The 21459-nt window shown below is 40.1% G+C and carries 16 protein-coding genes; 9 read left to right on the top strand and 7 right to left on the bottom strand.

Going from position 1 to position 21459, the window contains the following annotated elements; genetic code table 11:
• Together H9565_RS16695 and H9565_RS16690 are read right to left on the bottom strand one after the other, a co-directional pair.
• Positions 1–5735 (bottom strand): Ig-like domain-containing protein (locus H9565_RS16695; protein WP_215441329.1); only part of this gene is annotated, 5735 nt, incomplete at its 3' end.
• A 54-nt stretch (positions 5736–5789) separates the two neighbouring features.
• Entirely contained in the window at positions 5790–6509 is a 720-nt protein-coding gene (locus H9565_RS16690; protein WP_215441328.1) for a hypothetical protein, read from the bottom strand.
• A 421-nt stretch (positions 6510–6930) separates the two neighbouring features.
• Here H9565_RS16690 and H9565_RS16685 point away from each other — a divergent pair, with 421 nt between their 5' ends.
• The 3 genes from H9565_RS16685 (at position 6931) to H9565_RS16675 (ending at position 12090) form a co-directional block, all read left to right on the top strand.
• Positions 6931–7296: a hypothetical protein gene (locus H9565_RS16685; RefSeq protein ID WP_215441327.1), complete on the top strand. Its 366-nt coding sequence runs from the start codon at positions 6931–6933 to the stop codon at positions 7294–7296.
• Between the two features lie 188 nt (positions 7297–7484).
• Entirely contained in the window at positions 7485–10628 is a 3144-nt protein-coding gene (locus tag H9565_RS16680) for a SusC/RagA family TonB-linked outer membrane protein (protein ID WP_215441326.1), read from the top strand.
• A gap of 4 nt (positions 10629–10632) precedes the next feature.
• Entirely contained in the window at positions 10633–12090 is a 1458-nt protein-coding gene (locus H9565_RS16675) for a RagB/SusD family nutrient uptake outer membrane protein (RefSeq protein WP_215441325.1), read from the top strand.
• 80 nt (positions 12091–12170) lie between these two features.
• Here the strand turns inward: H9565_RS16675 and H9565_RS16670 are convergent, their stop codons facing one another.
• Complete coding sequence (locus H9565_RS16670) at positions 12171–13409, bottom strand: hypothetical protein (RefSeq protein ID WP_215441324.1); 1239 nt, start codon at positions 13407–13409, stop codon at positions 12171–12173.
• Complete coding sequence (locus H9565_RS16665; RefSeq protein WP_215441323.1) at positions 13409–13786, bottom strand: TlpA family protein disulfide reductase; 378 nt, start codon at positions 13784–13786, stop codon at positions 13409–13411. Before H9565_RS16665 ends, H9565_RS16670 begins: the two co-directional genes overlap by 1 nt.
• A gap of 363 nt (positions 13787–14149) precedes the next feature.
• Here H9565_RS16665 and H9565_RS16660 point away from each other — a divergent pair, with 363 nt between their 5' ends.
• From H9565_RS16660 to H9565_RS20300, 3 genes are all read left to right on the top strand, one after another.
• The gene (locus tag H9565_RS16660; RefSeq protein ID WP_215441343.1) at positions 14150–14884 is read left to right on the top strand and encodes a M15 family metallopeptidase; all 735 of its coding nucleotides are present in this window, start codon (positions 14150–14152) and stop codon (positions 14882–14884) included.
• Between the two features lie 37 nt (positions 14885–14921).
• A complete protein-coding gene (locus tag H9565_RS16655; RefSeq protein ID WP_215441322.1) occupies positions 14922–15686 on the top strand; it encodes a M48 family metalloprotease in 765 nt (254 codons plus the stop codon).
• Positions 15687–15893: 207 nt separating this feature from the next.
• Positions 15894–16061 carry a DUF6747 family protein gene (locus H9565_RS20300; protein WP_317195445.1) on the top strand — a complete coding sequence of 56 codons (168 nt, stop codon included), beginning with the start codon at positions 15894–15896 and terminating at the stop codon, positions 16059–16061.
• A 109-nt stretch (positions 16062–16170) separates the two neighbouring features.
• Here H9565_RS20300 and H9565_RS16650 read toward each other — a convergent pair whose 3' ends face one another.
• Positions 16171–16563: an ankyrin repeat domain-containing protein gene (locus H9565_RS16650; protein ID WP_215441321.1), complete on the bottom strand. Its 393-nt coding sequence runs from the start codon at positions 16561–16563 to the stop codon at positions 16171–16173.
• 340 nt (positions 16564–16903) lie between these two features.
• On the opposite strand from H9565_RS16650, the gene gpmI reads away from it, so the two are divergent.
• The 3 genes from gpmI to H9565_RS16635 are packed head-to-tail and all read left to right on the top strand — an operon-like array spanning position 16904 to position 20085.
• On the top strand, positions 16904–18421 hold the full coding sequence (gene gpmI, locus H9565_RS16645; RefSeq protein ID WP_215441320.1) for a 2,3-bisphosphoglycerate-independent phosphoglycerate mutase: 1518 nt from the start codon (positions 16904–16906) through the stop codon (positions 18419–18421).
• Positions 18422–18453: 32 nt separating this feature from the next.
• A complete protein-coding gene (gene map, locus H9565_RS16640; protein ID WP_215441319.1) occupies positions 18454–19272 on the top strand; it encodes a type I methionyl aminopeptidase in 819 nt (272 codons plus the stop codon).
• Positions 19273–19314: 42 nt separating this feature from the next.
• Positions 19315–20085: a class I SAM-dependent methyltransferase gene (locus tag H9565_RS16635; RefSeq protein WP_215441318.1), complete on the top strand. Its 771-nt coding sequence runs from the start codon at positions 19315–19317 to the stop codon at positions 20083–20085.
• Here H9565_RS16635 and H9565_RS16630 read toward each other — a convergent pair.
• Both H9565_RS16630 and H9565_RS16625 read right to left on the bottom strand, forming a co-directional pair.
• Positions 20082–21092 (bottom strand): FAD:protein FMN transferase, encoded by a 1011-nt coding sequence (locus H9565_RS16630; protein WP_215441317.1) that lies wholly within the window; start codon positions 21090–21092, stop codon positions 20082–20084. The genes H9565_RS16635 and H9565_RS16630 overlap by 4 nt on opposite strands.
• On the bottom strand, positions 21085–21453 hold the full coding sequence (locus H9565_RS16625) for a Na(+)-translocating NADH-quinone reductase subunit F (RefSeq protein WP_215441316.1): 369 nt from the start codon (positions 21451–21453) through the stop codon (positions 21085–21087). The genes H9565_RS16630 and H9565_RS16625 overlap by 8 nt, the downstream gene beginning before the upstream one ends.
• Positions 21454–21459: the final 6 nt, after the last annotated feature.

The following is a 21459-nucleotide window of genomic DNA, read 5'->3' as shown; positions in this document are numbered from 1 at the left end:
GTGGTGAAGTCGCCACTTACCGTTCCGGTTACGTTGACGTTTCCTCCTGCTTCCGTAGCATTCAATACATTATCGGCCGTGATATCATCGATCGCCAGTACAGGGACCGGGGCGGTCGTATCTACCGAGTATACTTGGCTGTCCGTTACGGTTCCTACATTGCCTGCGGTATCCGTTGTCGTTACACTTCCATCTACCGTCGTATCACCATCGGCAGCCAGTTCACTACCTGGGATTGCTATCGTATAAGCTCCTGCGCCATCTACAGTTCCCGTGTAATCGGTACCGTTTACTGTTAGGGTTACCGTATCCCCGGAGTTGAAGTCGCCACTTACCGTTCCAGTTACATCTATATTGGTAGCAGCCTCTGCTGCATTCAATACATTATCGGCCGTGATATCATCGATCGCCAGTACAGGGACCGGGGCAGTCGTATCTACCGAGTATACTTGGCTGTCGGTTGCTGTGCCTACATTACCATTGGTATCGGTAGTACTCACACTGCCATCTACCGTCGTATCACCATCGGCAGCCAATTCACTACCTGGAATTGCTATCGTGTAAGCTCCTGCGCCATCTACAGTTCCCGTATAATCGGTACTGTTTACTGTTAGCGTTACCGTATCTCCTGTGGTGAAGTCGCCACTTACTGTTCCGGTTACATTAACGTTTCCTCCTGCTTCGGTCGCATTCAATACATTATCGGCCGTGATATCATCGATCGCCAGTACAGGGACTGGAAGTGTAGCAATATGCTGAATATCTCTGGTTGCTTGAACAGCAGCAGTCCCCAGACTGTTGGTAACATCTGCCGTTATAGTTTCCGTAGCACCTAATGCTTGTGCATCTACAGCAGGAATATCCAAAGTCCATGTATTACTGGAAACCGTAGTGGTATACGTTTCTCCATTTAAAATAACTGTTACCGTCTGTCCGTCTTCAATATTGGTGCTTGTTCCGCTAATAGTTACCGGACTATCATCTTCCGTTGCATTGATGATATCATCTCCAGCCACTACATTAATTGCGATTGTTGGTGTTGGCACTACTGTAACATTTACCGTTGCCGTATCCGAATCATTGTTGGCATCCGTAATCATATAGGTAAAGGAGTCTGGTCCACTATACCCAGCTGCAGGTGTATACAATACCGTATCATCTGTTGGGTCTAATGGCGTACTATTAGTATTAATAGAAACCGTTCCTCCATTTGTTGATGAAGCGCTTGGAAGTGTAATTGCACCAGCATTTGGTCCATCTCCACCAAAATCATCAGGGCCATTACCATTATTTGCCAATACATTTAAACTATTGTTGTTCGAATCTTGTGCTACTGAAATCGCATCATCTTGAGCAATTGGCAAACTATTTACCCCAACATTTACAGTAACTGTTGCTATATCGCAATTTGAAGGATTTGCGGCATCACAAATTTGATAGTTTACTGTGTATGAACCCGTACCCGTGTTATTCGCTACATCTACAGAACCATCTCCATTTACTGTTAAAGGTCCGTTTGTAACCGGAGTTATGGTAACACTTGCAGGCGTGAGAATTATACCATTAAACTCATCGTTATCTAATACATTTAAAACGTCGTTTACTCCAGTAAATCCTTCAACAGCAGTTATACCTGCCGAATCGTCAATAGCATCTACGTTGTTTATTACTGTCAATGTAGCTTGTGTCTCTTCTGGACAAGAATTGTTTGCACTACTAACCAAAACCTTATAGATATTCCCATCCATGATAAGGGTAACATCTGAAATAGTTAAACTAGAATTAGTTGCTCCTGAAATGTTAGAAAACGTAGATCCAGAATTGGTGCTTACCTGCCATTGGTACGTTGGGCTAGCATTTACATCATAGGTTGGTGTTCCCGAAGTATATGCCGAAGCATCTAAAACTGAAGCTGTTACTGTAAATGTAGCATCGTCACCAACTCGTTCTTCTTGGTCTGTTGGTGCTGTATCAATAGTTGTTTCTGATGCCGTTGTCACTCCGTTTGTAGTACCTGTGTATGCCGTTGTAGCACCAGTTACCTGACCATTTGTATCATAACCAGAACCATCTACTTCTCCATCGTTATCCTCGTCTAAATGACCAGCTTCTACAGCATCATTACAACCATCATTATCGCTGTCTGTATCCACATTGTCCGTAAGGTCATCATCATCCGTATCTAAACAACCGATCGGCACAAAAGCAAATCCCTCATTTCTAGTCAAAACACTAGAGACCGTATGATAATCAACGTTAAAAGGATAAGTAGCTCCATCAAGATTTAAATCTATATACCATTGTGAATCTCTTACAGCGCTACCTCCTGTGTCATAATCTAAAACAGTGCCTGAAGTAATGATTGCTCCGTGGGCATAATTTAAGATTTCATTTAATGGGTCATTAAGAACGGCTACATTTCCCCCTGGCCATGTAAGTGTAATTTCTTTTGTGGCATTTTGAGCGCCATATGTAGAACTTGGAGCGTTGTTTCCTATTCGCAGAGAGAGTAGTTCTCCATTTTGAGCTTCATTTAAGATGAGTGTCATATCAAAAACACTACCTGGGTTTATTGACCCTTCGTCCCAAATAACTAAAAGCCCATCTGTAACTCCACTAGTAAAAACATTAAGTTCTACAGGTTCTGGCGAACCTAATGAAATTTCTACTTGGGAAGGGGATGTTAGGGAAAAATTCGTGTTCATGACACCTGCTTCATATGAACCGGAAATTGTATTCGTTCCTTCTCCAGATATACCAGTAGCCAACAAAGGAACCCCGCATTCATTAGCATCTAAAATACCATCATTGTCATCATCTAAATCACAGAAATCACCTATTGTATCACCATCACTGTCTACATAAGAAGGATGTGAAGGGTGGCATTCACTACACTCATCTGCTTGTTGCGAGTTGTCTATTGCCGTTCCAATAGCTTGTGAAGTACCTCCTGGAACACCAGCACCATCTACAGCAGCCGTTAATCTATACTGAGCATCCAAATCTGCATAATCATAATTTGCCGCACCTTCAAGGGCATCTGGACATCCATCGCCATCACTATCGTTATCTAAATGATTAGGAGTTCCATCAGAATCTGTATCCAAGACTTGAAGCAATAAATCGGGATTGGATGGGCTTGAGTAAATATTGTAGGTACATGGGTCAAAATTAATTGAGAAAAGACGATTTACATTAGAGGTAGGGTTTGCTCCTATTCTCAATTTAAACTGGCTTCTGTCAAAATACCTAGCAGTAACCATAACATTGGTTGCATTTACGTCTATGCCTGTAGCCGCATCTAGAGACCCCTTGAATAATTTACCATAAGAAGTATTATAAATAGTAAGATCACTGGGATTTTCTACAGTTTGAACTGAAGCTCCATCAACATCTAACTCGACAAATTCTCGTCCTCCAACTCCATCTCCATCAACATCTATAGCTGTCAAATAGAATTGGGATATTTTAGTTGGGGTAGATGACCCCGTTAAAACAAATTGAAAATCGAATTCAACCAAGGAACTTTCAGTTTCCAATATGGGCTGAAAATTGGCTGTATTGGTTGCATCATCATCAATAGTAGTTATTCCCGGATTTGGTGTTGAGGATACAATGGTAACTAATGCGTCTACACCCGTAGTAACCGATGCAAATCTATATACTGCCCCTGAGGTCAAATCAGTTCCACTTTCTAATGATGGTGAACTAAATGACAAGGCGGGGTAAGCATTACATACCTGAGATTGCATCTCATCTGTATCCAAAATACCATCATTATCATCATCTTCATCACAGTAATCTCCAATCAAATCTCCATCGCTATCGACATATAAAGGATTAGAACTATCACACTCACTACATGCTGCAGATTGCTGCAATTCATCTTGAGATGTACCTACACCCTGTGAAGACCCTCCTGGAATGCCATTACTATCCGATGTGGCATTTAAAGTAAAATCTTCATTTAAATCATTATAATCATAATTTGAGTCACCTTCAATTGCATCCGGACAGCCGTCATCATCACTATCTAAATCTAAATAGTTAGGTATGCCGTCATTATCATCGTCAATCTGCTTACAGGCAAATACGATCATTTCAATGCCATCTGCGGTACCTGATGTGGTTGATGCGGATGGAAAGGTTAAAGTAAAAGTGCTAACCGTTCCCTGAATTTCCATACTACCTGCAGCCGTACCGTCTATATCATTCTGGGTAGATTCCGGGCTATATCCATTAGCCTGAATACCTGCAGTTGATCCCGCACCACCATCACTTGCTGTTGTAGAAGTCGCCAAAAAATCATCGGTACCTGCCAATTCTACCCAAGTTAATCCGTTTTGCAAAGTAATTCTTGCCGAATTTTGAACATTATCCGCCGAACCACCGATTCTATCAAAATGTATAATTGGGTTAGACACTTGTACAGGATTTCCAGAAGCATCCTCAAAACTTACAGTAACACTTTCCCCGAACAAAAAATCACATTGAATAGAGGAATCCCCTGCTAAATCTTCCGACCAAAACCCAGTTCCTCCAGGGTTAAAATTTCCTAGAGCAAAACCGTTTGTTGCCGCAGTGGTCATTCTAACTATTACCCCATTTCCATAATCATAGGTAACATTGTCAATAAAGCCTCCCCATGTACCTGATTGAATTGGAGTGCAAATACCTTCATCCGTATCTAAAATACCATCATTGTCATTGTCCAAATCATCTGCATTGGCTATACCATCCCCATCCAAATCTTCTGGAGTTCCCCCTGCAATAGTCCACGGTGAGAACTCAGCAACACCAGAAACACTAACTTTATTGCTGGCGAAATCAGAGGAACTAGCGCCTTTAGGTTCCCACTTATTTACTGTAGTATCATATCTATAGGAATAAAGATTATTCTCTCCGTTACTAGGTACTTCTGCATCTGCATAAGAAAAAGTAAGGTTGGCAACCCCGGTTCCGGTTTTATCTAACTGCCAAAATCTATTAACCGAATTCCCGGATAAACTTTGATCATTAGTATCTACAATACTTGTTACATTTTCGGGTTGCGTAGGATATGGAGTCATATCCAGCCCCGTAGGATAAGTAGATACCGTAATTTCCCCTAAATTACCTGTGGCCCTTTCTACGGTTAAAGGAATACGTTCACCAGCAGCAGTACCAAAAGGAATGGTATAAGCGCCACCGGTACCGGAAGTTTGCCAAAGTACTTTACTTTGGTTCAATACATCTTCACTAATAATGTATCCTTCATCTGAAATAAGTGCCCCTATGAGTGAATTTGTAATCTGTAAAGTATTGGAATTTAAGTCTAGTCCCGAATTGTTAAGATCTATAACCCCTAAGTTCGTACCTGAAACCGAACCTCCTACAATGGTGTTCACCTCTAATGAAGCCTTATTTACTTCTAGAATTAAATTATAAAAAAGGGTTGTGGTTGTTCCGCCAACGGTAGTAACATCTGTAGTTTTGGTAAGGGTTACCGTTCCTTCGGAATCTGTTGTAAAAACTTGACTTGTACTATTGTTATTCAACCAGTTGCCGTCTACACTTATTGCAGATTCATTTTTTATTTCAGCATCTCCTGAAATTTGCAAATCTCCTTTATCTACGCGAATGCTTGCTCCTGAGGTTATTGAAATATTGGCTCCTGAAATAGTTAAGCCGCCCTGCGCAGATAGAGCAAAACAGTTTAAGATTAAAAGCAATCCAAATAAATGGTTGGTTCTCATACTAATGTGGTTATTTGTGAAAAGGGAAAATAATTTAGATAGTAAGCTAAACTGCTATCTAATTTCTAGCATAACTAGACCTAGGCCTGCCTGCGTAATGATTCCTCCGGTTGCCCGACCTACCAATCTAAGCTGTACATCTCCTTTAGCTGCAGTATCAATATCGGTCCATGGAGTTACAATTAAACCATCTACAGAAATTGACAATGCAGGCCCGAAACTACTGCTATTAACATAGGTCCAGTTAGACCCCCCATCAGTAGAGTATTGCAGTGCTATAGACAATTCGCCACCCAAACCAAGTGTTAAACCTGTAACATTAGCAACTATGCGAATTTCACTTGCATCGGATAGATCCATTTGAATGCGATGAACATCTAATCCTAAAAATTCTGTTAGAGATAAATTACCAATACTAGTCCAAAATGTGGGAGCTATTCCACTTAAAATTGTGATAACCGTACCTGCTGTTTTGTTATATAACTCGTATGGAACACCCTGCACGAACATCATGCTATTGTTCAAATCCGTATTATAGACCATGAGACCATCTGGTGGACTAACCAACGCATCCATTTCTACTGTAGTCATCCTAGGCATTAAGAGACCACCTGTTGTAGATTGAATATCCAATGCCGCAGCCGGGTCGGGAGTTAAAGTATTTATACCCACGGATTGAGCTTTAGCGGAGTATGAAAAAACTATGAGAAGAATGACTATGAAATAGTTCTTGAATAATTGGAATTCAGGTTTAAATACGGCTACTGATTTCATGTTGATATAAGATTTACAAGTTAGGTTGTTCAACTAATTTTAAAAGGTTTTCTGAATATACTTAATAATCCGACAAAATTGTAAGATTATTACTATTTAATAATTACCAAAACAAAAGTATCATCTTAATTATTTAATGAAATAGAATGTTGTAAAACCTACTTAAAATTGATGTAAACAAACGATTTTTGTTATTTAAAAAAATTACAAATATCATTATATCAATTATTTAAATACCTATTTTAAAATTGACGAAATCGTTGTAGTTATCGGGATTTGTAGCAATTTTAACTGTGTTATTAGTAGGAATTTTTACATAACTATAAAAAACCATTTGTAAGAATTATTTTAACCCGCATAATTTGGGATAACTATGAAATAGCCCCTATTTTTGTCTCTTTGGTCCCAGAGAGGCATACTAATGAAGCACCTATTACTCATTTTAGCGGTATCTATGTTGTTAAAGCCTTTATGGCCTTTAATCAACTATGCCGTTAACTATGATTACATTGTTACCAACCTTTGTGAGAATCGAAATCAACCTATGCTTCGTTGTGATGGTAAATGTTTCTTAGCAAAACAGCTGGCCCAAGAATCTGAAGAAAAAGAGAAAAGCCCGTTTGAAAGCGAGCTTTCAAAACTGAAGTTACCCATTATAGATTGGTTCCAATCCTATCAATCCCAGTCCCTCCCATTAGATTCCGTACAGGCCAATTACAAGCGATATCTTGCGTTGGTTCCGTATGAACTTATTTCCGAAACCGGACAACCTCCCCAATTCATTTAGCAACACTCCGCTATTGCTGCAACGTTCACTTTCGTAATTTCCGAAGGTGTTCTTGTTATCCCATGAACACTGTTCACAGGACACTTGCGGCATAGAATTCAAATCATATTTTTATTCAACCTGATTGCAAGAAGAGATTGCCCTGTAATAGTTCTCCATCTCGCTATTGCTTTCAAAATGTAAAACCAATGAAATTTTTTACCGTATCCAGGAGACTTAAACCACCTTTTAGTCTCTATTCCAAAATAGTCCTAGCGCTATTGTTCGCACAGCTTTCCTCTCAAGAAATAAAGGCTAAGACAGCTGTTCACCCATCAAGTTTTGTTCAAACCCACACTATTAACGGCTCCATTACAGATGAAAATGGCACGCCCCTACCTGGAGCCAATATTTTGGAAAAAGGCACTTCTAACGGAACCCTTTCCGATTTTGACGGAAATTTTTCTATCCAAGTTCCTTCTGATGCTGTTTTAGTTGTTTCCTACTTGGGTTATATCACCCAAGAAATAGACGTAAACCAACAATCTTCTATTTCTGTCCAAATGCATGAAGATGCCACGGGCCTGGATGAAGTTGTTGTTACGGCCTACGGAACATCCAACAAAAGGAGCTTTACAGGATCCGCTAAAAAAGTAGCCACCGAAACCTTAACCCGAACCTCAACAGCAAGTTTTGAAACTGCCTTGCAGGGTAATGTTTCAGGCGTTAATATTTTTACTTCCGGCCAACCCGGAGGTGCATCAACGGTGCAAATTAGAGGTGTTGGGTCCATAAACGGACTTACAGAACCTTTATACGTGTTAGATGGTGTGGTCATCAATACGGATAAAACACTGAGAGCTAACGGTTCTGGAGCTACAGCCTACAACCCGTTATCCACCATTAATTCTCAGGATATAGCCAACATCACCATATTAAAAGATGCAGCAGCCGCTTCTCTTTACGGTTCCAGAGCGGCCAACGGCGTGGTTATCATCACTACTAAAAAAGGGAAAAACGGAGATACGGAAATTACGTTTGGTATGGAACTAGGTACTAGCCGAAACCTTACCCAAGAGAAAAACGTAAATAATGAGCAATTTAAAAGCCTGTGGCAAGAAGGACAGGTAAACCAGTACATTCAGAATAGTGAAAACGGGGAGTTTTCCAGAGTGTATGGCGATGATGCTCTTTATGCCTCGTATCAAAACCAAGCTCAAAGCGATTATGAGAGTATTTATGGCACCTCTGATGCCAACTCTGATTGGTTGGATGCCATTTACCAGCCGGGTACTCTCAGAAAATATAATTTATCCGCTAGAGGTGGAAGTGAGAAAACATCTTTTTATATCTCCGGAGATTACTTTGACCAAGACGGAACTATTATTACCACTGGCTTAAAACGTTACTCTGGGAGGGTTAATTTGGAAAATCAAGCCAAAGATTGGTTGCGCATTGGCATTAATTTATCGGTTGCTAAAACCGAAAGAAATGCCGGGAACTATGACAGCGGTTATGCTGGCGGACTCAATCCGTTATACATGGCGCGCGTATTACCTCCTGCTGCACCAATTTACGACCCTAATGGCTATGAGGGTATTGCAGACCTACCCAACGCCATAGAAAAAAATGCCAACCCCGTGGGGGTTCTTGAAGTAGGGAAATACTCCAATACCGAGTTTCGCACCCGTGGCGATATTTTTGCCGCTATTGACCTGACCAAAGACCTTAAGTTTAAATCAACTTTTGGGGTAGACCATCAATCTAACGCGGAAACCTTCTATGACAACAAAGAATTTGGTGCCGGTGGTGGTGTATGGAACGGTGTTCTCTACGTGGTTAAAAGTGAAGTTTTGCAATACACAACTTCCAATCTACTCACCTATAACAAGCAACTGAACAGACATGGCTTTGGTGCGCTTCTAGGTCTTGAACTACAAGAGTCGGAAATGAGTTCAATTAACAATTCCGGGTATGATGTTCTAGACAGCAACTTACTTTCTTCCAGTTCTATTGGAACGCTTTGGTCATGGAACGGGTACAGCGAAAACTATTCGCTTTTATCCTACTTTTCCCAGTTCAATTATAATTTTGATCAGAAATATTACTTAGCCGCTAGTTACAGAAGGGACGGCTCTTCACGTTTTGGTGAAGATTCTAGATGGGGCGATTTTTGGTCCGTTTCCGGAGGATGGATCGCCACGGAAGAAAAGTTCATTGACCTTAATGGTCTAGATTATTTTAAATTGAGAGGAAGCTACGGAACCAACGGAAACTTACCTCCGGAATTTTATGCTTCCTTGGCTTTCTTTGATACCAGCGGCAAAGGTTATGGTGGTTCTTCCGGACTTTCATACGGACAATTGGCCAACCCAGACCTTTCATGGGAGTTGAGTTACAATTTTAATATTGGTTTTGATGCGGTGCTTTTCAACAAGTTGAATATGACCGTTGAGTACTTTTCCAAAAACACAAAAGACCTATTATTGAACATTCCTGTTTCCGGTACAACAGGTTTTAGCGACCAATTACAGAATTTTGGGGAAATGACCAATAAAGGCTGGGAATTTGAACTGGGCTACTCCCCTATTGCAACCGATAGGTTCTCATGGAATTCTAGAATAAACCTAACACTTCTGGACAATGAAATTACTAAACTAAAAAGCGATTTGATTCCCAGCTACGGCTCACGATACGGGCAGGACCCGACCATTATAAAAGTAGGCGAAAGCCTGAACTCTTTTTACTTAAGAGACTATGCCGGTGTTGATAAAACCAACGGTAGCGCCCAATACTATGTTCTTGAGAACGGTGAGCGAACAGGCGCAATTACTACCAATGCAGAAGAAGCCGGTTTTGGTATTTTCGGAAAAGCGCTGCAAGATGTTCAAGGCGGTTTCTATAATCAATTTACGCATAAGGACTTTAGCCTTGACTTTCTTTTCACTTTTGGTATAGGTGGCAACGCGTATGATCGTACGGCATTTAAAAGGGACGATGACGGTTTTGCCCCACAGTTTACCAACACCATAGCACAGTTAAATCCTTGGAATCCGAACAACCCGGACTCCAATGTGCCTATCCGTATAAACGGAAACACAAGTTTCTCCAATGACGTATCTACTAGACATTTGTACAGTGGGGATTATTTAAAATTGAGAAATCTAAAACTGAGTTTCAATTTACCAGAACTGAAGTTTATAAAAAGTGGAACGCTATATGTACAGGGCGATAATTTATTCCTTGCAACCGAGCTGGATGACTACGACCCTGAGGCGGTTTCCAATGGAGTTAACTTTTTTCAAGTACCAACGGCCACAAGTATTTTATTAGGTCTTCAAATAAAACTATAATCAGATGAAAAGTATCCAATATATAAAAATAGGCCTTTTGGCAGTCATCCTTACAATCCAACAAGGTTGTAATGAAGATGTTTTGATCCAAGAACCAGATCACGTTATTTCGGAATCATTAGTGATTAATTCCGTAGAAAAACTTCAGGATTTATTGAACGGTTCGTACAGTGAAATTTCGGATGGTTCGTATTTAGGAAGAACCCTGTACAAAAGAGCGGCCGTAAAAGGCACGGATTTTAGATTTGTAAAAACTACGTTCAACCCAAGAGATTACGAGCAGACCGAATATCGTTACGAAGAAAGCAGTAACAACAACGGTAGCGCAGAAAGTATGTGGCTACAATGCTTCAAGGCAATTGGCAACCTCAACCTAATTCTCGATAACATTGAAACTGCGGAAGGCAACGATAACGAAAGACAACAAATTAAAGCACAAGCTCTAGCATTAAGAGGGATGATTTATTTTGATCTTACCCGTACTTTTTCTTACCCGTGGATACGTGAAGGTGCCAGTGCTCAGGGAATGCCGCTGAATTTATCCTCTACCGAAACTATTACCGAACGGAGTTCACTTGGAGAAACATATGAGCAAATCATTGTAGACCTTAACGCGGCCCTAAATGAAATCGAAGACAATACCTGGGAACAGGGCAGTACAAAGTATATGACCAAAAGTGGCATTCATGCCCTTTTGGCACGTGTGTACCTGTACAAACAAGATTGGGAGAATGCACTCACCTATTGTAAAGAGGTGCTTAGCGTAAAAACCGAAGCGGATTTAATGGATATTTCCACCTATATTTTTGATGATTATACTACGGAGTCTCTTTTTGAACTGAGCATAACTACAGATAACTCGGTAGGAAGTAACGGCCTTGGAGCACAATTTGATTTAAGGGATGGAGGCCAGGGAGATGTCATTGCCACCCAAACTTTTGTTGACCTTTTACAAGCGTATGAAGGCGACCCACGTGCCGCTTTGTTACTTGAGGATAAAGAAGGCACCAATGCCGCATTCGTAAAATACATTAACCGAAGTGGTGGTAGCGGATTAAGTATTCACAACATTCCTATTCTACGCCTATCCGAAATTTATTTGATAGCTGCGGAAGCATGCGCCAACGGGGCAACCGGTGGTGACACCCAGGCTTTGGTTTATTTGAACACACTGATAGCTAAACGTACCACAGATTTTGACACCTATAAAGCAACAGAAACCGGCGAAGCCCTAAAGGCAAGAATTGCAGAAGAAAGAAGGCGAGAACTTGCGTTGGAGGGCCACGCAGTGTACGATTATATACGAACGGGAAAGAATATCAACAGACCTGAGTCCGACCACATAAACACGGGCGTAAACGTAAACAATCTTAATATTGAAGCTACATCGGCAAAAACCATCTATCCTATTCCTGCAAGCGAAATAGAAGCTTCACAAATGCAACAGACAAAAGGTTACTAAACACTATACCATAATTACCTTTTGAAAATAGCGGAGCATTGCTCCGCTATTTTAATTTTTAAACCTCCATGTACCCGGAACTAAAAATCGTTCAAGAATATGTAAGCCGTTTTTATGGTTGATATATCTTCGGTAACATCTGTCCATGCAAAATAAACCTTATCCCCAACTAAAGTCATCTGTGGAAATCCTGTTTTCCTAGAAGCTCCAAGCTTACTCACAATAATCGCTTTTGACATTTCACCGGAACGATTCACCTTTACCGTCTTAATCTGAGCTTCTTGGCCAACAGTCTCCATCCAACTTACAATAGCATTTTCCTTATCAAGTAAAATAAGGTCTACCCTACCCATAGTAGTGTTGTCACTAATTAGAATAGGAGCAACAAAATTTTCACCTCCATCCAAAGAAAAAACCAGTTTAACCTTTGGTTCGTTGTTTACCGCAGTAAACCAAGCAACGGCTAGGTTATTATTAATAGCATCGGCCTTGGGACCATTAACTGGACACCCGTTTATCTCCCATCCGTCATCAAAAATAAATTTAGGCTCCGTCCATTTTCCATTTACCTGTCTCGTAATGGCAATATCCCTTATTTCAGCATCCGTTCTATCCCTATATAAAACAACCGGGCCATTATCTGTAATTGCCGCTGTAGTTTGGCAGCAACTACATGTTTTGGCATCCAAAAGCACCTCATTACTGACCGTGCCATCTACTGCTACTTCCGCAGCGCGAATATTCATGTCACCTTCATGACCATGGCCTCCACCTCCGGTGTTTCTACCATCTAACCACGTAACAAAAAATGCATCTTCGTTATATGGCAACATGGTTACAAAACCGTGTTCCGTTTTGGTTCCATCTGTATGCAAGGGTAGATGCGTACGCCAAGAAACATCTGTATTAGACTTTAGATTTAACTGAATGTCATACGAAAAAGTTTCTTTTGAAGATTTTTTTAGCACGTGCGATAATAAGTTTCCGTTGTTTTCCGCAATCGTTGGAAAATCGGCCCAATTAATAAACCAATCGGAACCCTGAACAATGGTTTCAGGCTCCGTCCATTCGCCTGCAGATAATCGGGCAAATTTAAACTCGGCCAAAGAATCATTTATTTCATGAACCCATGACAGTAAAGCTCCGTCATTGGCAGTAAATAAACTAGGTAATGAACTACCGCTCTTTACTGGTGAAACAAGAGGGTTTACAATTTCCTTCTTGATTTGCGTATTACTAACCTCTTCCTGTTTGGGAAACTCTTTACAAGAACCCATCAAGACCAAACTACCCATTGCGGCATACCCTACACTTTTCATTACTCTATAGCTTTTAATTTTTTGATCATTTCCGGTGAATCCCAAGTAGTGGCACCTATAATTTCATGAACCTTTTCCCCAGATTCACTGAAAATAAAAGTAGTAGGAAGTGCGTGCACACTAAATTGGACCAATCCTCCTGCATACCTTAGATATTTAAATTTGTACGGTACGGTCTGTTTAAACTTCCGAATTGTTTTCAAAGATTCTTCCGAAGCCAAAAGAATAACATACCCCTCTTTTTCCAAAACGGATTTAGCCTGCATTAAACTGGGCATTTCTTGAATACAGGGTTTACACCATGTAGCCCAAAAATTAAGTAAAATGCGTTTCCCTTTAAAATCGGACAACGAAACGGCATTCCCCTCCAAATCCATGAATACTGCCTCCTTTTGTTCAGTTTCAACGGAAATGTCTTGACTTTTTTTCGGCTGAATTCTTCTCTTTACCTATCTTCTTACAAGACATCGTCCAGAATAGACAACCTACTAAAAACATCAAACGTATCTTCATTCTTCAGTTACGGAATATAGATTGTAAAGATACCTAAAGTCTGTAGCCTAGCGGAAGTCATTTTCCTAAAAATGGTACAGAAGAAAATAATTTTTAAATAGTAAATAGGTTCATTACACGATAAATGCACCTATGAACGTTATCAATATAACTACAATCTAATCTTGGCACCAAATTTGGGTATCTTTGTTTGGATTGTGAACACGATTAAATTCAAAAATGGTATGATGGAACGACGAGCATTCATAAAAAAAAGTGGAATTGCAGGCATTACTTTAGCAGCATTGCCCAATTTGGCATTCTCCAAAGATTTTGAGTATAGCATCCTAGAATTAATGGGCAAAACAGATATAAAGCTTTACGGAAAAGGCATAAACTTGCGCAAAGAGGCCCATGATGCTTTTATTGAAATGAAAAAAGCCGCGTACAGTGATGGCATTGATTTAAAAGTGGTTTCCAGCTACCGCAATTTTGAGCGTCAACGTTCTATTTGGGAACGTAAATATTTAAAATATACAGACGACAATAATATAGAACCTTTAGAGGCCATTGACAAAATTATAGAATACTCTACTATACCCGGCACCAGCAGACATCATTGGGGAACGGATATTGACATTGTTGATGGAAACAGAAATGTAAAAGGAGACATGCTCGTGCCTTCCAAGTTCGCCGAGGGCGAACCTTATGCCGATTTTAAAAAATGGATGGACGAAAACGCAAAGAGTTTTGACTTTCATCTAGTTTACACCGATGTTCCCGGACGAAGAGGGTTTAAATATGAGCCATGGCATTACAGCTACGCCCCAATTTCCATACCTATGTTAACCGAATTTCGCAGAAAGAACATTATGCAGTTGCTAAAAGATGAGGATTTTTACGGCAGCGAACATTTTACCGAAGGCTTCTTAACCAGCTATATCCAAGACAATATCTTGGATATCAATACCGAACTTCTGTAGGTCTTTTGTATATTGAGCTACAAAAGAACACTATACCATGCGAAGAGGAAGTTGGAAAATCAGGATATTCATTGGCTTGGCCATTGTTGCATTCGCCTTTATTAAGCGTTGTAGCAGCAAAGAAGAAAACCCATATACAGGAAGGGTACAGACCATAAACATGAGTGCCGAACAAGAGATCGCTATCGGTCTCCAAAGCACTCCGGAAATCGCACAACAATATGGCGGTCTTTATCCAGACGAAAAACTACAGGCTTATGTAGACCAGGTAGGCAACAAACTTGTACAAAACAGTATAGCGCGGGAAACTCCCTATCAGTATGATTTTCATTTATTGGCCGATGATCAAACCATTAATGCCTTTGCATTGCCCGGCGGCCCTATTTTTATTACCTATGCCCTATTCAAACAACTAAATGAAGCACAATTGGCCGGTGTACTTGGTCATGAAATAGGCCATGTTATTGGTAGGCATTCCGCAGAACGTATTGCAGAAAGTGAACATTGGCAATTACTTGCAACCGGTGCCTCTGTGGGTGCAGATGCAGGTAATCTTATTGGTGGTATTGGGCAGAACATTCTTTTAAAAAATGGTCGCGGCGATGAATTGGAAAGTGATGATTTAGGGGTTCTCCTCATGATGAATTCCGGCTACCAGCCAGAAGAAATGATTAAGGTAATGGAAATTCTAAAAGCGGCCGCAGGTCCAAACCGGGTTCCCGAATTTCAAAGCTCTCACCCTGACCCAGAAAATAGAATAGAAAAGATACAGGAATCCATAGAAAAGTACAAGAACCAATAAGTTTCTTAGAAAGTCTTCTAAAGCCTTTATTTTTTATTTTATAAATCCCTTGAACGGTTGTTAAATTCGTTGAAATGCAAGGGCTTGTGAGCTAATTTAACTATCTTTACGGCTCCCAAATACTACCGTTGCTAACGCAGCAATTTAACTCCTTATAGCTTTTAAATTAACCGATGTCCCTAGACAAGACATCTAAAATAAAACTATATGGGAACACTATTGCATCTTAAAAATTTGTATACCGAAGCATTCGAGAACTGCAAGCCTGAATTAGTAGTATTACTTTTAAAGGTTTACTCGGTATTTTGTGGATTAATGTTGTTTATGGCTGTTTACGCGTTTGTACACAGAGCCCTGAACGGATTTGAATTTTAATTCGCACCGCTTTACCGCTCTTTTACGAGATACTATATGAAAAAAAACCCGACCATAAACATATGGTCGGGTTTCTCGCTTTAAAGGGCAATTAGCTAATTCAAAATGTTTAGCTCCCCATAGCTGTTTCAATAACCCTTAGGGCATCTGTAGCATTGGAAAGTTCTGCGTATTTTTTAACAGAGTATCCCTTATCACTTTTAATTTTAAGATTAGCCCCGTTGGCAATCAAAAGTTCCAAAATCTCTGCCTTATTATAACGTGCGGCAAAAATTGCCGGTGTCATGCCCATAGATTTTTTGTTAACATCCTCTCCGAGCTCTATAAATTTCTTTACAGTATCAAAATCTCCCTGCATAATTGCTTTACAGAAAGAACTTAGTTCTACGGTTCTGAACATTTCATAAGTTGGAGTGTTCATGCTCGTAATAGTGTCATTTGCCATTATGGCAGAAGTTCCGACCAAACAGGCCGTTGCGAAGGTTAAAAACGTTTTTCTCATGATGAATGATTTAAATTGATGAATTGTATTTGATTGTATAAAGTAGACTGGAGAATTCAGATTTTGTTACAGGAAAAAACAGACGATAACTTAACTTTAACATTTAGGACGCCAAAAAAACTAAGTAAAACACTAACATTTAACAACTTAAGTTAAACCCTAAAATCATTTTTTATATCTAGTTAAATTATGGGCATGTCCTATTTTCATTAAAAATGTTCATCAATTTCTCTAAAATGTGGCATCTCTAACAAAGCCAAAATCACTTTAAAAAAGCCCTTTTATATTTGGCATTTCCTCTTAGATCACTGTACTTTTGAAAATCTAATTTATCATAGCCATGAACAAAAAAGTAATACTTATGATTCTTGATGGTTGGGGCAAATCACCCAATCCCGAAGTCTCCGCCGTAGATAATGCAAATACTCCATTTGTTGATTCCCTATATAAAGACTATCCAAACGCAAACCTTCTTACGGATGGTATGAACGTTGGCCTTCCAGAAGGTCAGATGGGAAATAGCGAAGTAGGTCATATGAACCTAGGTGCCGGCCGTATCGTATATCAAGATTTGGCAAAAATTAACTTGGCCGTAAAGGAAAACACTTTAAAGGATGAGAAGGTCCTAAAGGATGCTTTCACCTATGCAAAAGAAAACAACAAGCCTGTACATTTCTTAGGTTTGGTAAGTGATGGCGGTGTTCACAGTCACATAAACCACATAAAAGGTCTTATTGAAGCCGGTAATGAGTCCGGGGTAAAAAACATGTACGTTCATGCCTTTACGGATGGTAGGGATGTTGACCCCAAGAGCGGGAAAAAATTCTTGACCGAACTTAGTGCATTTGGCGCCGATAAAAATGCCCAATTAGCCTCTGTAGTGGGAAGATATTTTGCTATGGACCGTGATAAACGTTGGGAACGCGTAAAAAAAGCATACGATGTTATGGTAAATGCCGAAGGCGAAAAGACTACGGACATTGCTGCTAAAATGCAAGAAAATTACGATAACGATATTACCGATGAATTTATAGAGCCTATTGTCATGACCGATAGTAACGGGAACCCAGTTGCTAAAATCACGGAAGATGATGTGGTTATTTTCTTTAATTTCAGAACAGATCGTGGCCGAGAACTTACTGAGGTATTGAGCCAAACAGATATGCATGAACAGAACATGCACAAACTAAAACTGTACTACGTTACTTTAACCAACTATGATGCTTCTTACAACGGTGTTCATGTGGTTTATGACAAAGCAAATATTGAAGATACTCTTGGTGAAGTCTTAGAAAGAGCCAACAAGAAGCAAATACGTATTGCAGAGACCGAAAAATACCCACACGTTACCTTTTTCTTTAATGGTGGACGTGAGGAACCTTTTAATGGTGAACAGCGCCTATTATGTCCTTCTCCAAAGGTTGCTACATACGATTTAAAACCGGAAATGAGCGCTTATGAGATTAGGGACGCTATTATTCCCGAACTGAAAAAAGGCGAGGTAGATTTTGTTTGCCTGAACTTTGCCAATCCGGATATGGTAGGGCATACAGGTGTTATGTCTGCCGCCATCAAAGCTTGCGAAGTAGTAGATGAATGTGCCAAAGCGGTTGTAACTACAGGTCTTGAAAACGGCTATACATCTATTGTTATAGCTGATCACGGTAACTGCGAAACTATGGTCAACCCAGATGGTAGCCCTAACACCGCACACACCACTAATCCGGTTCCATTAATCTTGGTTGATAAGGATATAAAAGAAATTAAAGATGGTGTTTTAGGTGATATTGCCCCAACCATTTTGAAATTACTGGGCGTACCACAACCGGAATTAATGACAAGAGAAGCTCTTGTATAAAGAATACATCAATTATTTTTACCTTTGCCGCTATGATCAAATTAAAAACACCCGAGGAAATAGAACTAATGCGTGAAAGCGCCTTAGTCGTATCAAAAACTTTGGGCATGCTGGCATCGGAAATCAAACCAGGTGTCAACGCCCTATATCTTGATAAACTAGCAGAAGATTTTATCAGGGAACAGGGCGCTGAACCAGGTTTCTTAGGTATGTACGATTTTCCGAATACACTAAACATGAGCCCCAACGCTCAAGTGGTTCACGGTATACCTAATGCAGAACCTTTAAAAGAAGGCGATATAATTTCTGTGGATTGTGGTGCACTAAAAAACGGATACTATGGTGATCATGCCTACACCTTCCCTGTTGGTGAAATTGCACCGGAAACCGCAAAACTTTTGAAAGTAACCAAAGAATCCTTATACCTTGGTATATCAGAATTTAAGGCTGGTAACCGCGTTGGCGATGTTGCTTTTGCTATTCAGAATTACTGTGAGAACCACGGGTACGGTGTTGTTCGTGAGTTGGTAGGACATGGTTTGGGCAAATCATTGCATGAAGGCCCGGAAATGCCCAACTACGGTAAACGAGGCCGCGGCAAGCAATTTAAGGAAGGTCTGGTAGTAGCTATTGAACCTATGATCAATATGGGAACCAGACGTATAAAACAGCTTAAGGACGGTTGGACCATCTTAACTGCAGATGGCAAACCAAGCGCGCACTTTGAGCACAATGTGGCTATTGTTGATGGCAAACCTGAATTGCTCTCTACATATCAGTACATTTACGATGCTTTAGGCATTGAAACTGATGAAGAAGACAATTTCCGAAAGGAAAAATTGGTTCTTTAATTTAGGGTGAACAAAGCTAATTTGTGCTAATTGATGTAATAGGTGTCCAAAATTTTCAAGTTTATTCTAAATGCCGTTCCTAGGCCCTTACTTATTAAACTAAGTTACCTGGTGAGGCCTTTATTGGGTTTATGGATGCGCGGAAATCGTTATGAGGACCCTATTGACGGTAAAAAATTCAAGAGTTTTCTACCCTATGGATATGAAAGCCCTAGAGAGAATGTACTGTCTCCTTTTACTTTATCCTTAGAAAGACATCGGCTGTTATGGCTCTATCTAAAAAACGAAACTAATTTCTTTACCAAGAGACTAAAGGTGCTTCACTTTGCACCTGAGCAGGCTTTTTATAAACGTTTCAGAAAACTTAAAAACTTAGAGTACATAACTACCGATCTTTTATCTCCTTTGGCAGATGTAAAAGCGGATATTTGCAATCTTCCTTTTGAGGACAATTCCTTTGATGTAATTCTTTGCAACCACGTACTTGAGCACATTCCGGACGATACAAAAGCTATGCAAGAACTATACCGTGTATTAAAAAAAGACGGATGGGCCATATTGCAAATCCCTCAGGATCTAGAACGCGAAACCACATTTGAAGACGATTCCATTACCGATAAAAAAGAGCGCACCAAAATATTTGGACAATATGATCACGTACGCATTTACGGCTGGGATTATTTTGAAAAATTGAGAAGTATTGGTTTTATTGTGGAGGAAGTAGATTACACAGCCACCCTTTCTCCCGAAACCATTGATAGGTATCGTTTGGCCAAAGGCGAAATAATCCCCTTAGTCAAAAAAACACTTTAATTCTTGGTCACCAACTCTTTAAAGCCAGGACTCATAAACTCATCTGTTTCCCCTTTTTCATTTATAAAAATAAGATAAGCCTCAAGTTCGGGATTAAGGGTCAATACTTTGGACACCTGGTCCAAATCCATAGCCATGAACGAAGTAGCAAAAGCATCTGCCTTAGCACAATTATCCGCAAGAACCGTAGCCGCAAGTGTATTGGCATTTTTGGTAAAACCCGTTATAGGGTCAATAGTATGTACATACTTGAATCCGGTGACCGGGTCTTTTCTAAAATGCCTGTAATTCCCAGATGACGCCAAGGCCCTGTTCTCTAATCGGATAGTTGCCTTTAACTTTCTTTCATTTTCAACCGTTGGGTCATCAATGCCAACAATCCAAGGCTTATGCTTTATTTGATTTTGACCCTTTGCTACCAGCTCCCCTCCTACTTCCAACAGATAATTATCAATTCCATTTGCGTCCATTAACTTTGCCAATCGATCTATTGAATATCCTTTTGCAATTGCATTGAAATCAAAGTAGATGTTAGGGTCGGATTTTTTTATTCTATTTTCTGCTGTAAGTTCCACTTTATCAAGCCCCACATATTGCAACAAACTATCCACACGGGTGCTATCCATCTGAATTTGCTTGCCAGGCCCAAAACCCCAAGCGTTTACCAGTGTACCTACAGTAGGGTCAAAATACCCGTTTGTAGCTCCATACACTTCCTGTGAGAGCTCAAAAACCTCTTTGAACATATGATCAACAACCAAAGTAGAATCGCCTTTATTGATCTTAGATATGTCCGAAACTGGAATATATGTAGATAATGAATGATTAATAACGTCAAAAACGGAGTCTACCTGCTTTTGAAGGTCCAGATTTTCCTTGGACAGGAATATTAGGTTATAGGAAGTTCCTAGGGCAGCACCGGAACTTTCATTTCGCACCATGCCGGCTGGATTGCCTCCACAGGAGCATAACAACAACATGCCAAAAAAAACTAAAAATCTATTCATCCTTTATTTCAATTAAACCGATATAATCCACAGCATAAGGCTCATTCAAATACACCGGCAATTCTGGATTCTCAGCATTAGAAAGTCCCACACCAGCGTAATAAGTCCTGGCTTCGTGCTTGTTCGCATGGTTCTTCATTTTTAACATAAGAGCCTCATCATACACATGAGGATTTTGTGGATATGGTACATGACGCACCACAATAAAATGCAATATTTTATCCTTTAGACAAACAAACTGCGGATTCCTTTTAGGTTCGCTATTGACTCCCATAAAATCATACCCTTGTGCCTCAAGCTCCTTGCCTACAATATTCATGGCTAGGTTATGCAGTTCACGCTCAGTTAATGGTTTTCCCATAACGCT

This window comes from Zobellia russellii (genome assembly GCF_018728565.1).
In the GTDB taxonomy this organism is placed as follows: domain Bacteria; phylum Bacteroidota; class Bacteroidia; order Flavobacteriales; family Flavobacteriaceae; genus Zobellia; species Zobellia russellii.
Note: the sequence above shows the minus strand (reverse complement) of the source record. Positions and strands in the feature narration are given on the sequence as shown.

Coding starts and splice junctions, on each gene's coding strand:
- H9565_RS16690 (WP_215441328.1), bottom strand. CDS start 6,509: ATGAAATCAGTAGCCGTATTTAAACCTGAATTCCAATTATTCAAGAAC.
- H9565_RS16685 (WP_215441327.1), top strand. CDS start 6,931: ATGAAGCACCTATTACTCATTTTAGCGGTATCTATGTTGTTAAAGCCT.
- H9565_RS16680 (WP_215441326.1), top strand. CDS start 7,485: ATGAAATTTTTTACCGTATCCAGGAGACTTAAACCACCTTTTAGTCTC.
- H9565_RS16675 (WP_215441325.1), top strand. CDS start 10,633: ATGAAAAGTATCCAATATATAAAAATAGGCCTTTTGGCAGTCATCCTT.
- H9565_RS16670 (WP_215441324.1), bottom strand. CDS start 13,409: ATGAAAAGTGTAGGGTATGCCGCAATGGGTAGTTTGGTCTTGATGGGT.
- H9565_RS16665 (WP_215441323.1), bottom strand. CDS start 13,786: ATGGATTTGGAGGGGAATGCCGTTTCGTTGTCCGATTTTAAAGGGAAA.
- H9565_RS16660 (WP_215441343.1), top strand. CDS start 14,150: ATGGAACGACGAGCATTCATAAAAAAAAGTGGAATTGCAGGCATTACT.
- H9565_RS16655 (WP_215441322.1), top strand. CDS start 14,922: ATGCGAAGAGGAAGTTGGAAAATCAGGATATTCATTGGCTTGGCCATT.
- H9565_RS20300 (WP_317195445.1), top strand. CDS start 15,894: ATGGGAACACTATTGCATCTTAAAAATTTGTATACCGAAGCATTCGAG.
- H9565_RS16650 (WP_215441321.1), bottom strand. CDS start 16,563: ATGAGAAAAACGTTTTTAACCTTCGCAACGGCCTGTTTGGTCGGAACT.
- gpmI (WP_215441320.1), top strand. CDS start 16,904: ATGAACAAAAAAGTAATACTTATGATTCTTGATGGTTGGGGCAAATCA.
- map (WP_215441319.1), top strand. CDS start 18,454: ATGATCAAATTAAAAACACCCGAGGAAATAGAACTAATGCGTGAAAGC.
- H9565_RS16630 (WP_215441317.1), bottom strand. CDS start 21,092: ATGAATAGATTTTTAGTTTTTTTTGGCATGTTGTTGTTATGCTCCTGT.
- H9565_RS16625 (WP_215441316.1), bottom strand. CDS start 21,453: ATGGGAAAACCATTAACTGAGCGTGAACTGCATAACCTAGCCATGAAT.